At 72.5% G+C, this 12,682-nt stretch carries 11 protein-coding genes; 8 read left to right on the top strand and 3 right to left on the bottom strand.

What is annotated here, in order from left to right:
• The first annotated feature begins 240 nt into the window (after positions 1-240).
• Positions 241-987 carry a class I SAM-dependent methyltransferase gene (locus ACFY12_RS23275; RefSeq protein ID WP_390717769.1) on the top strand — a complete coding sequence of 249 codons (747 nt, stop codon included), beginning with the start codon at positions 241-243 and terminating at the stop codon, positions 985-987.
• Here ACFY12_RS23275 and ACFY12_RS23270 read toward each other — a convergent pair.
• Positions 872-1,651, bottom strand: a complete 780-nt coding sequence (locus ACFY12_RS23270; protein ID WP_390717768.1) for a GNAT family N-acetyltransferase — start codon at positions 1,649-1,651, stop codon at positions 872-874. The two genes, ACFY12_RS23275 and ACFY12_RS23270, sit on opposite strands and share 116 nt — an antisense overlap.
• A 369-nt stretch (positions 1,652-2,020) precedes the next feature.
• Between ACFY12_RS23270 and ACFY12_RS23265 the strand changes: the two genes are divergently transcribed.
• The 5 genes from ACFY12_RS23265 to ACFY12_RS23245 all read left to right on the top strand — a co-directional run bounded on the left by ACFY12_RS23265 (position 2,021) and on the right by ACFY12_RS23245 (position 6,679).
• Entirely contained in the window at positions 2,021-3,418 is a 1,398-nt protein-coding gene (locus ACFY12_RS23265) for a sensor histidine kinase (protein WP_390717871.1), read from the top strand.
• Positions 3,415-4,164, top strand: coding sequence for a response regulator (locus ACFY12_RS23260; protein WP_390717767.1), 750 nt, complete (start codon positions 3,415-3,417; stop codon positions 4,162-4,164). The genes ACFY12_RS23265 and ACFY12_RS23260 overlap by 4 nt, the downstream gene beginning before the upstream one ends.
• 198 nt (positions 4,165-4,362) lie before the next feature.
• Entirely contained in the window at positions 4,363-4,929 is a 567-nt protein-coding gene (locus tag ACFY12_RS23255) for a hypothetical protein (protein WP_390717766.1), read from the top strand.
• A gap of 91 nt (positions 4,930-5,020) precedes the next feature.
• Positions 5,021-5,290: a GlsB/YeaQ/YmgE family stress response membrane protein gene (locus ACFY12_RS23250; protein ID WP_390717765.1), complete on the top strand. Its 270-nt coding sequence runs from the start codon at positions 5,021-5,023 to the stop codon at positions 5,288-5,290.
• 138 nt (positions 5,291-5,428) lie between these two features.
• Entirely contained in the window at positions 5,429-6,679 is a 1,251-nt protein-coding gene (locus ACFY12_RS23245; RefSeq protein ID WP_390717870.1) for a TerD family protein, read from the top strand.
• Between the two features lie 23 nt (positions 6,680-6,702).
• Here ACFY12_RS23245 and ACFY12_RS23240 read toward each other — a convergent pair whose 3' ends face one another.
• Both ACFY12_RS23240 and ACFY12_RS23235 read right to left on the bottom strand, forming a co-directional pair.
• Positions 6,703-8,187 (bottom strand): alkaline phosphatase PhoX, encoded by a 1,485-nt coding sequence (locus ACFY12_RS23240; protein ID WP_390717764.1) that lies wholly within the window; start codon positions 8,185-8,187, stop codon positions 6,703-6,705.
• 306 nt (positions 8,188-8,493) lie between these two features.
• Positions 8,494-10,044, bottom strand: coding sequence for a hypothetical protein (locus ACFY12_RS23235; RefSeq protein WP_390717763.1), 1,551 nt, complete (start codon positions 10,042-10,044; stop codon positions 8,494-8,496).
• A gap of 279 nt (positions 10,045-10,323) precedes the next feature.
• Between ACFY12_RS23235 and ACFY12_RS23230 the strand changes: the two genes are divergently transcribed.
• Both ACFY12_RS23230 and ACFY12_RS23225 read left to right on the top strand, forming a co-directional pair.
• Positions 10,324-12,189: an endonuclease/exonuclease/phosphatase family protein gene (locus tag ACFY12_RS23230; RefSeq protein ID WP_390717762.1), complete on the top strand. Its 1,866-nt coding sequence runs from the start codon at positions 10,324-10,326 to the stop codon at positions 12,187-12,189.
• Positions 12,190-12,519: 330 nt separating this feature from the next.
• Positions 12,520-12,669 carry a hypothetical protein gene (locus ACFY12_RS23225; RefSeq protein ID WP_390717761.1) on the top strand — a complete coding sequence of 50 codons (150 nt, stop codon included), beginning with the start codon at positions 12,520-12,522 and terminating at the stop codon, positions 12,667-12,669.
• The last annotated feature ends 13 nt before the right edge of the window (positions 12,670-12,682 follow it).

Here is a 12,682-nt window from a genome sequence, read left to right as displayed (position 1 = left end):
GCCCCCGTCCATGGCGTTTCGGCCCGGCTGACGGGGGCAGTGGCCGGTGACTGCCTTACGGGGTCGGGTATGCCCCCGGCTTCACCTGTCCTACGAACGCCTGCGGGCGTGATCGCGCCCCGCTGTACGGCGCTGTCGGCCAACACCGTCGCCAGGCTCGCGTACGCCCTCCAGGTGGCGGCACGTCTTTTCCGAGTGGCGGCAGGGTTTCAGGCTCCCGGCCGGCCATACCGTGCGGGCATGACCTCGTCACAGGGATTTCTCGGATTCTGGGAGACGACCGGGGCCGCCAAGACGTTCACTCACCCGCTCGATCCGGAGCTGCTGGACGCGTACGTCCCGCGGACCGCGCGGGTGCTGGACTACGGCTGCGGCTACGGGAGGCTCACCGCCGAGCTGGCCGGGCTGGGGTACCGCGAGGTGCGCGGGGTGGATGTCTCCGCGGCGCTGATCGCGCGGGGGCGGCGGGAGCATCCGGAGCTGGATCTGCTGCGCTGGACCGGGTTTCCGCTGCCGTTCGAGGAGGGCTCCTTCGATGCGGCGCTGCTGTTCGCGGTGCTCACGTGTGTACCCGGGGACGCGGACCAGTCGGCGATCGTGGCGGAGCTGGGGCGGCTGGTGCGGCCCGGTGGGGTGCTGTATCTCAGCGATGTGCCGTTGCAGGGCGATCCGCTGAACCAGGGGCGCTATGCGCGGTTCGCGGAGTGGTACGGGACGTCCGGGGTGTTCGAGACGGCCGACGGCGGGGTGTTCCGGCACCATGCGCCGGAGCGGCTGCGGGGGCTGATGCGGGCCGCGGGCTTCTCGGTGGTGGCGGAGCGGAGGGGGTCGGTGGTGACGCTGAACGGACGGCAGGCGGAGCGGCTGCAGCTCATCGCCCGGCGGGCGGCGGAGGAACGTCCTGGAGAGAAACGTCCTGGGAAGAAACGTCCTGCGGAGGAACCGCCTGGGAAGAAACGTCCTGGGGCAGGTCGAGCGTCAGGGTGAGGTGGGTGGCGTCGGGGACGGGGCGGCGGTCGGGATCGGGGCGCCAGCCGAGGCGGCGGTAGAAGGCGCGGGCGCGGTGGTTGTGCCAGCGGACGTCGAGGACCGCCCGGGTGAAGCCGGCGGTGTGCCAGCCGCGGAGGCAGGCGGTGTGCAGGGCGTGGCCGATGCCGGTGCCCCAGTGGGCGGGGGCAACGTGGAGCTGGTGGAGCGTGACGGTGGGGCGGGCGTGCGGACGGTTCTCCCGCACCGCTGAGGCGTCGGGGAGGTAGCAAGCGGCGCCGAGGACGGTGCCGTGCCGGACCGCGCACAGCAGTGCCGTGTCGTCGCGGTCCAGCGCGCGGGCCCAGGCGTCGTACCGGCGGGCGTGGCCGGCCGGCTCGTCGAACGGGGTGCCGGGAAAGCGGGCGCGGTGGTGCGCGGCGCGGGCGGCGGTGTGCAGGGCGGCGATGGCCGCCAAGTCGGCGCGGTCGGCGGTACGCACACGGACGGGGCCCTGGACGGTGAGGGTGCCGCAGACGGTGTCTGCCGCGATCGGCTCCGGCGTCTTGTTCTTCCCGGTCTTCCCGGTCTTCCCGGTCTTCCCGGTCTTCCCGGTCTTCCCGGTCTTCCCGATCTTTCCAGTCTTTCCGGGTCGGGGTTCGTTCTTCCGGACTGGTGCTGCCACCGCGCATTCCTCCCGGGCGATGCCGTGCCGACAGGTTCGGGCAGGGTGAGCTGTACCGCCCACCGGGCGGCATCCGACGCGCTGAACGATGCCCCGGAGAACGATGCTCCGGATCATGAACATTCGGGACTCTATGGCTGCCCGAACGGAGGGTCAAGAGCGCGCCAAGAGCGTGGGCGGGACCGGGGCCGGAGACTGGAGGACCGGGGCCGGAGACTGGAGGACCGGGGCCGGAGGACCGTACCGCGCCGGGCCCGCGCCGATACCGCCGCTGAGCCTGACCTACGCTGTGTACATGTTCGTCGGAGTACTCGTGGAGAGCAGTTGCACGTGACCGGCCGGCGGCGGGGGCGGGGGCGGCTCCGGATGATGGGCCGCCGCTGGGCCCATCTCATCCTGGGCGGCGCCCTGCTGATGCCGTTCTACCTGCTGGCCACGGCCGCCATCCCGTTTTTCGTGGACGGCGTCGACCCGCTGCGCGAGCCGCCCTGGCAGTTCATCGCCTTCGGTTGCGCACTGCCGCCGGCCGCGCTGGCCGCGCTGCTGTTCCCGCTGCTGCGGCCATTGGAGGCGACGGCCGTACGGTCGCTGTGCGGGGTGCCCGCGGAGCGGCTGGCGGACGGGCCGGCCCTCTCGTGGGCGGCCCGCCGGCGCAGCGCGCTGTGGTTCGTGGCACATCTGCTGGCCGGCGGGGTCGTCAGCGGGATGACGCTGTCCGCGCCGCCGGCCGCCGTGGCGCTGATCCTGTTGCCGCTGTCGGACCCGCTGCAGGGCGCCGCACCGGACTGGATGCACGCGCTGCCCCTCGCGTACGGCCCCCTGGCCGGACTGGGGCTGCTGGCCTTGGTCGTCGGCACCGCCTGGGCGGCCGGGGCTCTGCTGGCCCGTTGCGCCCCGGTGCTGCTGGGCCCCACGCCCGCCGACCGGCTGGCCGCCGCCGAGCGCCGGGCCGCCGATCTGGCGACCCGTAACCGGCTGGCCCGCGAGCTGCACGACGCGGTGGGGCATGCGCTGAGCGCGGTCACGCTGCAGGCGAGCGCGGCCCGCCGGGTGCTGGACGCGGACCCGGAGTTCGTCCGGCAGGCCCTGGCCGCCATCGAGGACACCACCCGGGAGGCGGTCGCCGAACTCGATACCGTACTGGGCCTGTTGCGCGAGGAGGGCGGCACCGGCCGGCCGGCACCGGCGCCCGGCCTGGACGACGGTCTGGAGGCACTGCTGGACCGGATCCGTGCGGCGGGGGTGAGGGTGCGGGCGACGGTCGAGGGACGGTGGGCGGATCTGCCGCCGGTGGTGTCGCGGGAGGCGTACCGGATCGTGCAGGAGGGCCTGAGCAACGCGCTGCGGCACGCCGGGCCGCCGCCGATACCGGTACGGCTCCGTGTGCGACGGGACGAGCGGGAGCTGACGCTGCTGCTGGAGAACCCGCTGCCCGGTGAGAGCCGCCTGCCCGATGAGGGTCCACTGTCCAGTGGGGACCCACTGTCCGGTGAGGACCCGCTGTCCGGTGAGGAGCCACTGTCCGGTGAGGAGCCACTGTCCGGTGAGGACCCGATGCCCGTACCGTCGGCCCGTGCGGGCGGCGGCCGGGGGCTGCACGGGATCGCCGAACGGGCGCGGCTGCTGGGTGGCGAGGCGACAGCCGGCGCCCAGGACGGCGTATGGCGGCTGACCGCCCGGCTGCCGCTGCCCGCGGCAGCACAGGACACCGGAGCGGCACCGGACACGGGACGTGGAACGGCGGGAGAGGCGACAGCGACACGATGACGGACCGGAACGACGACCGCCCGGAGTCCGGCGACAGCAACGGCAGCGGCGACGGCAGCGGCAGCGGCAGCAGCGGCAACACGATCCGCCCGCTGCGGATCGTCCTCGCCGACGACGAGCGGATGGTGCGTACGGCGCTGCGCGCGATCCTGGGCGCCGAGGCCGATATGGAGGTGGTCGGCGAGGCGGCGACCGGTGCGGAGGCGGTACCGCTGATCCGGGCGCTGCGCCCCGACGTCGTACTGATGGATGTGCGGATGCCGGAGATCGACGGAATCCGGGCCACCGAGCAGGTGCTCACGGGGATGGACCGGCCGCCACGCATCGTCGTCGTGACGACCTTCGAGAACGATGCCTACGTATATGAGGCGCTGCGCGCCGGCGCCAGCGGGTTCCTGCTCAAGCGGTCCGGGGCGGAGGACCTGGTCCAGGCCGTACGGCTGGTGGCCCGCAGTGACTCGCTGCTGTTCCCGGCGGCGGTGCGCCGGCTGGCCGCCGAGCACGCGGGGCGGCGGGCCGCGGAGGACACCGCGCGGGCGCTGCGGGCCCGGCTGTCCGAGCGGGAGCGGGCGGTGCTGCGGCTGATGACCGCCGGCATGACGAACGCGGAGATAGCGGACCGGCTGGGGGTGGGCCCGGCCACCGTGAAGACCCATGTGGCGGGGGTACTGGCCAAGCTCGGGGTGCGGGACCGGACCCAGGCGGTGATCGCCGCGTACGAATGCGGATTCGTGCGTCCGGGGTGACGGCCCGCTCCCCAGCCCACTCGCCCTCGTCCGCCCCGCTCCCCGTCACTCGACCCGCTCCGCTCATCACCCGAACACAGCACGTCAGCAGGCCCGTCCGGGCCCGGACGGCGTATCCCGGACAAAGGAGGCGCGGAACTCCACCAACTTCCCTGTGGCGCGAGGGTGTGTCACATCCGCGCTTCGCGGAGGCCTCAGATGCGAACCCCCCGACTGCTGACCCGCACCGCGTTGTCCGGTGCCGCGTTGTCCGCCGTCGCCCTCGGCCTGACCACCACCACGGCGTTCGCCGGGGACTTCGGTGAGATCGGGAGCTCGCCCGACCCGGCCCGGCCCGGCACCACCGTCTCGCTGTCCACCACGGACTGCGGGAACAGCCGCTCCGCGAGCATCGACGCCAGCACGGTGGGCGGTGGCACCCTCTCCTTCACCCGCGGCTCCGAGAAGGGTCCGCTGGCCGCCTGGCTGAAGCTCCGGGCCGACACCGAGCCGGGCACCTACGGGGTGGGCGGCACCTGCGACAACGGCAAGATGATCACCGGCACGGTCCATATCGGCACGGTCCACGGCACCGGCCCCGGTACCGGCCACCGCGCCGCCGGACCCAGTACGCCGCCCAGGACCGGGATGACGGCAGGTGCCGGCAGCGGCGCCGGCGAGAACACCAGCACCACCGAGATCGCCGCGGGTACGGGCGCGCTGCTGACGGCTTTCGCCGGCGGCATCTGGTGGGTACGGCACCGGCGCACGCGCGGCCGGGCCTGAGGCGGGCGACCGCGGCGCGGAACCCTGGCGTCCCCGGCTGCGTCCTGATGGGTGCACCTACCACCCGTCGTGCAGGAACGAGGAACGCAACATGGGTATCGTCAGCTGGCTCGTACTGGGCCTGGTCACGGGCGTCATCGCCAAGGTCCTGCTGCCCGGCCGGGATCCGGGCGGACTGGTCGGCACGACGCTGATCGGCATCGCGGGCTCCTTCATCGGCGGCTGGCTCTCCACCAAGTTCCTGGACCGCCCGATACCGAAGGACTTCGGCGAGCCGTCCATGTGGATCGCCTCGATCGCCGGTGCGCTGGTCCTGCTGATCGGCTACCGGCTGCTCTTCGGCAACTCCCGCGAACGGTGAGGCGGGTAGTGCGGAGTGAGTCGGGTAGTGCGTGGTGAGTCAGGTAGTGCGTTGCGTAGTGAGGCGCCCCGTGCGTAAGAGAGCCGTAGGTAATGGAACCGCAAAGGCGAGCCGATCGTTGGTTCGGGCATGACCGCTATGACTCCTGGCTCGAACCTCCCGCTCACCGCCGCGCGCGTGGCGGTCGACGTCACCGCCCCGGTACGGCTGGACGTGTCGGGCCTGCTGCTCGCCGCCGACGGCAAGGTGCGCTCCGACGACGACTTCGTTTTCTACAACCAGCCCAGCGGACCGGGCGTGACCCACTCCGCGGCGGCCTCCGGCGGTGACACCATCACGGTGGACACCGCCGCGGTGCCCGACGGCATCGAGAAGATCGTGGTGACGGCGAGTCTGGATGCCCCCGGCACCACCTTCGCCGGCACCGAGCCGACCGGCACGGTCCGCGACGCCGACAACGGCAGCGTCATCGCCTCGTTCACCCCGCCGCAACTGGGCCCGGAGACCGCGCTGGTGGTCGTGGAGATCTACCGCCGCGGCGGCGCCTGGAAGGTCCGCGCGGTCGGCCAGGGTTACGCCAACGGACTGGCGGGGATCGCCACCGACTTCGGCGTCAGCGTGGAGGAGCCGGCCACCCCGGCCACACCCGCCACCCCGGCAGCAGCCGCACCGACTCCCCCAGCACCGCCGGCTCCCCCGGCCCCCGCCGGCCAGTGGGGACCGCCGGCCGGCACCCCGGCCCCGGTGGCCCCGCCGCCGGCCGCGGCCTCCCCCTCTTCCCCCGCCGCGCCTCCCGTACCCCCCGGCTCCGGCAAGGTCAACCTCGACAAGGGCCGGGTCAGCCTCCAGAAGAACCAGACGGTCTCCCTGGTCAAGGGCGGCCGCCCGCTGCTGAGTTCGGTCCGGATGGGTCTCGGCTGGGAGCCCGCCTACCGCGGCAGGAACATCGACCTGGACGCCTCGGTCATCGCCTACGGGCCGGACCGCAAGAAGGTCGACAACTGCTTCTTCGGCAAGCTGATGATCCTCGGCGGTGCCATCCAGCACTCGGGCGACAACCTCACCGGCGAGGGCGCCGGCGACGACGAGTCGATCACCGTCCACCTCGGCGGCCTCCCCCCGGAGGTGACCGGCCTGGTCTTCGTCGTGAACTCCTTCTCCGGCCAGAAGTTCTCCGACGTCGCCAAGGCCTACTGCCGTCTGATCGACGCCCAGAGCGGCGAGGAACTGGTCCGCTTCGACCTCACCCACGCCGAGCCCCGTACGGGTGTGATGATGGCGAAGCTGATCCGCCAGTACTCCGGCGAGTGGGAGATGACGGCACTGGGCGAGTTCGTCGACGCCCGCACCGTCCGCGGCATGGTCAAGCCGGGCGGCCAGGCGCTGTAGGGCCAGGGCGGCCAGGGCCAGGGCTAGGCCTTGTGCCGGTGCTGCCGCTTCCAGGGGCCGGTGATCGCGAGCATGATGCCGGGCTCCTGGATGTTGGCGAACAGCGTCCGCCCGTCGGGGGAGAACACCGGTCCGGTGAACTCGCTGAACTCCGGCTTGTCCGCGGTACCGATGTTGAGCTCGTTACGGGCGATCGGGTAGGTCCGGCCGTCGTCGGTGGTCGCGAAGAGGTGCTGTACGCCCTCGCCGTCCTCGGCGATGATCAGGCCGCCGTAGGGGGAGACGCTGATGTTGTCGGGACCGTCCAGCGCGCCGTCCTTGCCCGGGTCGGGATTGACGCCCAGCAGCACCTTCAGGGTCAGGGTCCGCCGCTTGGGATCGTAGAACCACACCTGCCCGTCGTGCTGGACCGGGCTCTCGTCACGGGCGAAGGAGGACACGATGTACGCGCCGCCGTCCGCCCACCACATGCCCTCCAGTTTGCGGGCGCGGGTGATCTCGCCGTCCTTGAACTGCTTGCGCACCGGGACGGTACGGGCGTCGCGGTCGGGGACCTCGACCCAGTCGACGCCGTAGACGGTGCCGGCCTTGGTGGCCCGGGAGAGGTCGTCGACGAACCGGCCGCCGGAGTCGAAGCACTTGAAGGCCGACAGCACACCGGCATCGTCGGCGAGGGTACGCAGTCGGCCGCGGCCGTGGCGGAAGCCGTGCGGCGGAGTCCAGCGGTACAGGAGGCCGTTGGGTTTGTCGGCGTCCTCGGTCAGGTAGAGGTGGCCGCGCTTGGGGTCGACGACGACGGCCTCATGGGCGTAACGGCCCAGCGCCTTGACGGGCTTGGGGTTCCGGCCGGCCCTGAGGTCGTGGGGGTCGACCTCGAAGACGTAGCCGTGGTCCTTGGTCATACCGTGCTCGCCGGCCTTGTGCTCGGACTCCTCGCAGGTGAGCCAGGTGCCCCACGGGGTGGTCCCGCCCGCGCAGTTGGTGGACGTACCGGCGATGCCGACCCACTCGCCGACCGTGGTGCCGTCCTTGGCGACCTCGACGACGGTGCAGCCGCCGGAGGCCGCCGGGTCGTAGACCAGGCCGTCGGCGAGCGGCACCGGGTGCGGCCAGTCGGCGCGCGGGCCCTTCAGCTCGTGGTTGTTGACCAGGAGGGTGGTGCCGCGCCGGCCGGGGAAGGTGCCGGTGCCGTCGTGGTTCGACGGGGTGAACTCACCGCTGTCGAGCCGGGTGACACCGCAGTGGGTGACGATCTTGTACGAGAACCCGGCGGGCAGCGCGAGGATGCCCTCCGGGTCCGGGATCAGCGGGCCGTAGCCGATGGCGCGGCCGGCGCCGTGACCGCCCGGCGCGTCCGCCGCATCCGCCGCGCCGTCCGGGCCGGCGTCCGGTGCGGCCTCGGCGATGGCTCCGGGCGCGGTGGCCAGCACACCTACGCTGCCGGCCAGCGCGACCCCGGCGCCGGCGTAGGCGGAACGCTTGGCGAAATCTCTCCGCGTGAGCGGCATTGTCATCTCCTGGATGGCCGTCTTCTGCTCCCCTGTTCGCCGCACACGCTCCCGTGCGCTGTCGAACTCGAGTTGAACGCGGCGCGACGTCCAGGAAGCGGTTGGCCTGTCTCCAGGTGGCCCCGGGGATGGAGGCAGTCCGGGGATCGAGGTGGCCGGGGCCTCAGGCAGCGGTGAGACCGGGCAGGAGACACCGGTGAGGCCGGGCAGGAGATACAGGAGATCAGGAGATACAGGAGATAGCGGTGAGGCCGGGCGGGCCCTCCCGGCCCACCCGGCCTGTGGTGTCAGCTTGTGCCGAGGCCGTCAGCGCGACTGCCGCGAGCGCGCCTTGAAGGCGGCCTTGCGGGCTTCCTTGGCCGACTTCTTGTCGGGGTGCAGCCGGCCCATGGCCTCCAGGACGTCGGCGGTGGCCGGGTGGTCCACCCGCCAGACGGCGTCGAAGAACCCGCTGTGCTGGTCGGTCAAACCGCGTACCAGGTCGCGGAGTTCGGCCGCGGTGTCCTCGTCGGCGCTGTCCAGCTGGGCCGCGAGGGTGTCCACGGTCAGCCAGAAGATCATGTCCTGGGACGGCTCGGGGATGCCGGGCAGGGCGCGCTCGGCCAGCCAGACCCGGGCCAGCCCACCCAGCTCCCGGTCGTCGAGCACCTCGCGCAGCGCCGCCTCGGCCTCCGGCGAGACCAGGGAGAGGGTCTGCTGGGCGGCGAGCCGGCGGCCCGGGGCATGCGCGTCGCCGCCGCGGGCGGCGGCGAGCAGGTCCCGGGCGGCGTCCAGCGGCGTACGGGCGGCGAGCCACAGCTCGGACTCGGCCCGGGCGATCCCCTCGGGGTAGTCGGGCAGCTCGTCGAGGAGGACATCGGCGCCCTTGTCGCTGAGGTCGCCGACCGCGGGGGCGTGGGCGCCGGCGTCCAGCAGCCGGGCGCGGACCGCGTAGACACCGAGCGGGGTGAGCCGGACCAGACCGTAGCGGGAGACGTCCTCGTCGGTGAGCGGCTCGGCGGCGCTGACCGTCTCGCCCTGTTCGTCGAGCTCCTCGATGAGTGCCTCGTCGACGGGCCGGTAGGCGACCAGGCCGATCGGCGCGAGCACCCGGAACTGGTCGTCCAGGCGCATCATCACCGCGGAGACCTCTTCGAGGACGTCGTCGGTGGGCTCGTCCATATCGTCCGGAACGACCATGGAGGCGGCCAGGGCGGGCAGCGGTACGTCCCGCTCGGGGTCGTCGGCGAGGGCGGAGAGGAGGTAGAGGTTGCCGAGGACGCCCTCCAGCAGCTCGGCTTCCTCCTCCGGGTTCCAGTCGATCGCGTCCAGGTCCAGTTCGCCGCCTTCGGCGAGCTGGTCGGCGATGTCCGCGAGGTCGGGGGCGGCCGCGTCGGCGAAGACGGTCTCCACGCCCGCGAGCCAGATGTCGAGAACGTCCTGCGGGCTGCCGGAGGTGAGCAGGCCCAGCTCCTCGCCGGGGGTGGCCGTACCGTCCACCACCGCGTCGTCGGGCAGCTGCCCGGCCCCCGCGGCGGCGTCCTCGGCACCCTGATCGCCCTCGGCGCCCTCAGCGTCCTCGCCCTCCGGCGCTCCCCCGGTCTCCTCGATCTCGACCAGCCCGGTGTCCACCGCGAGCTGCCAGGCCTCGGCGGTATAGGCGGGCCCGTCCTCGTCGCCGGCCAGTCCGAGGTGGTCGGTGGCGGCGGCCAGCGCGTCCTGGAGGAGCTCGCCGCCCACGCCGACCGGGACGCCGGGCTCGGACCAGCGGGCGAGTCGCACGGCCCGGGCCATCAGGGGAGTACTCAGCGCGTCCCGAGCCAGCTCCGCTTCGGGGCGCAGCCGCACCGGCGGCAGGGTGGGGCGGTCTGCGGACATCGGGTGCTCAGCTCCTAGGACGGACTACGGCGTGTGCGCCGCCCAAGCGTAGACGGAATTCGCCGCATGTCCGACGGTTCACCCCCGCTCCACTGCCGATCACCGGGAAAACCTTGACAACTCCCTGTCATACACCGGAAATTGACGCGCGTAGCGCGGGGTGCGGCTCCGCGCGGTGATCGCGACGCTCTCGTTCACGCTCACCTTCGCCCCCGTATCAGCCCTCGCTCACGCTCACGCTCACTCTCCCTTCACCCCCCATACCCCTCGGAGGCACGCATGCCGTCCCGTCGTCCCCTTTCGTCACCATCCCGTCGTCCGCTCCGCCGCAGACCGGCCGCTCTGGGCGCGGTGGTCGCCGCCGCCCTCGCCGGCGGACTGCTGACCGCCACCCAGTCCGCGTCCGCGGCCGGGGCCCGGATTCACGACATCCAGGGCCGCACCCGCATATCCCCGCTGGCCGGGAAGCAGGTCAGCGAGGTGCCCGGCACGGTCACCGCGGTCCGCTCGTCAGGCGCGTCGCGCGGCTTCTGGGTGCAGGACCCGCGGCCGGACGGAGATCCGGCCACCAGCGAGGCAGTCTTCGTCTTCACCGGCAAGGAGACCCCGAAGGTCTCCGTCGGCGACGCGGTCACCGTCTCCGGCACGGTCAGCGAGTACTACCCGGGCCGCAAGGACGCCGGTCTCCAGTCCGTGACCGAGATCGCCGACGCGACCTGGCGGACCGTCTCCACGGGCAACCCCCTGCCGGCCGCCTTCCGCCTCAACCCAGCCTCGGTGCCGAATCGTTACGCCCCTGACGCGGGCGGCCGGAGCATCGAGTCCCTGCCGCTGCGCCCCGGCTCGTACGCGCTGGACCGCTACGAGTCACTGGAGGGCATGCGGGTCTCGGTGTCCGATGCGCGGGTCGTCGGGCCGACCACCGAGTACCACGAGCTGTGGGTGACCGCCGAGCCGCGACAGAACCCCACGGTCCGCGGCGGCACGCTCTACCGCTCGTACGCGGACCCCAACGGCGGCCGGATCAAGGTGGCCTCGCTGGTTTCCTCCGCCCGGCGGCCGTTCCCGGTGGCCGACGTCGGCGACGAGCTGACCGGCACCACCGCCGGGCCGCTGGACTACAGCAGCTTCGGCGGCTACACCCTCCAGGCCACCGAGCTGGGCAGGCTCACCGACCACGGCCCCGCGCCGGAGACCACCCGCAAGCAGAAGCCGGACGAGCTCGCGGTGGCCACCTACAACGTCGAGAACCTCTCCCCGGCCACTCCGCAGCCCAAGTTCGACCGGCTGGCGAAGGCGCTGGTGCACCACCTGTCCGCCCCTGACGTCGTGGCCCTGGAGGAGGTCCAGGACGACAACGGCCCGGCCGACGACGGTACGGTCACCGCCGGGGCGACCCTGACCAAGCTCACCGACGCGATCAAGTCGGCCGGCGGTCCGGCGTACGCATGGCGGCAGATCGACCCGGTCGACGGGCAGGACGGCGGCCAGCCGGGCGGGAACATCCGGGTCGCGTTCCTGTTCAACCCCGCGCGGGTGTCCTTCACGGACATCGAGGGCGGCGACGCCACCACGCCGGTGAAGGTGATCGCCGACCAGGGCCGGGCCACGCTGTCCGCGTCCCCCGGCCGGATCGCGCCCACCGACCCGGCGTGGAAGTCCAGCCGCAAGCCGCTCGTCGGCCAGTTCGCGCTGCGGAGCCGCCCGGGCAGCCAGGTGTTCGTGATCGCCAACCACTTCAACTCCAAGGGTGGCGATCAGGGGCTGCACGGCCGTTTCCAGCCGCCGGCCCGGAGTTCGGAGAGCCAGCGCACCGCACAGGCGAAGCTGGTCAACACCTTCGTCAAGGAACTCCTGGCCGCGGAGCCCAAGGCGGCGGTGGTGGTGGCCGGCGACCTCAACGACTACCCGTTCTCACCGGCCCTGAAGAACCTCACCGCCGGCGGGGTGCTCACCGACCAGGTCGACAGGCTGCCGCAGGCCGAGCGGTACGGGTATGTCTACGACGGCAACTCGCAGGTGCTCGACCACATGCTCACCAGCCGGCGGCTGTCCCGGGCCGACTACGACATCGTGCACCTCAACGCCGAGTACGCGGACCAGGCCAGCGACCACGACCCGCAGGTGCTGCGCGTCCGTCCCTGAGCGCCTGTGCCTGGGCGTCCGTCCCTGGGCGTCCGTCCCTGGGCGTCCGTCCCTGAGCATCTGTCCCTGCGAAGTCCGCCTCTGAGTGCCCGTCCCTGAGCGACTGTCCCTGAGAAGTCCGTCTCCGAGCGTCTGTCCCTGAGCCATGGCCAATGACCGCCGACCGTGACCGGAACATCCGGCTGTGACCGAGACGCCCGGCCGCGACCAGGCATGATCACCCCACGTGACGTCCATGTCACCCGACTGGCCCTGATCCGGGCGCCAACCGCCATCGCGGGTGCGCTACTGGGCACGTAAGCAACATTCGGCGAGACATGAGGAGTCATCATGCCGAAGGCGCAGAACCGTAAGTCGGGCAGCAAGGACCGTGCCGCGGAGCGGCGTTCCGGCCAGCAGAAGCGGCGGTCGTCGGAGGAGTCCGCATCCGAGCGCACCCAGGACCTGAAGCGTTCGCGGAACGGCCTGACTGACGAGTGATGGGCCTGTGATG

It is taken from the genome of Streptomyces sp. NPDC001339 (genome assembly GCF_042895955.1).
Lineage (GTDB): Bacteria > Actinomycetota > Actinomycetes > Streptomycetales > Streptomycetaceae > Streptomyces.
This window is presented reverse-complemented; position numbering and strand designations above follow the sequence as displayed.

Bases quoted from the DNA above. Each gene is read 5' to 3' on its own strand.
- ACFY12_RS23260 (WP_390717767.1), top strand. From the start codon at position 3,415: ATGACGGACCGGAACGACGACCGCCCGGAGTCCGGCGACAGCAACGGC.
- ACFY12_RS23230 (WP_390717762.1), top strand. From the start codon at position 10,324: ATGCCGTCCCGTCGTCCCCTTTCGTCACCATCCCGTCGTCCGCTCCGC.
- ACFY12_RS23255 (WP_390717766.1), top strand. From the start codon at position 4,363: ATGCGAACCCCCCGACTGCTGACCCGCACCGCGTTGTCCGGTGCCGCG.
- ACFY12_RS23245 (WP_390717870.1), top strand. From the start codon at position 5,429: ATGACTCCTGGCTCGAACCTCCCGCTCACCGCCGCGCGCGTGGCGGTC.
- ACFY12_RS23275 (WP_390717769.1), top strand. From the start codon at position 241: ATGACCTCGTCACAGGGATTTCTCGGATTCTGGGAGACGACCGGGGCC.
- ACFY12_RS23265 (WP_390717871.1), top strand. From the start codon at position 2,021: ATGGGCCGCCGCTGGGCCCATCTCATCCTGGGCGGCGCCCTGCTGATG.
- ACFY12_RS23250 (WP_390717765.1), top strand. From the start codon at position 5,021: ATGGGTATCGTCAGCTGGCTCGTACTGGGCCTGGTCACGGGCGTCATC.
- ACFY12_RS23240 (WP_390717764.1), bottom strand. From the start codon at position 8,187: ATGCCGCTCACGCGGAGAGATTTCGCCAAGCGTTCCGCCTACGCCGGC.
- ACFY12_RS23235 (WP_390717763.1), bottom strand. From the start codon at position 10,044: ATGTCCGCAGACCGCCCCACCCTGCCGCCGGTGCGGCTGCGCCCCGAA.
- ACFY12_RS23225 (WP_390717761.1), top strand. From the start codon at position 12,520: ATGCCGAAGGCGCAGAACCGTAAGTCGGGCAGCAAGGACCGTGCCGCG.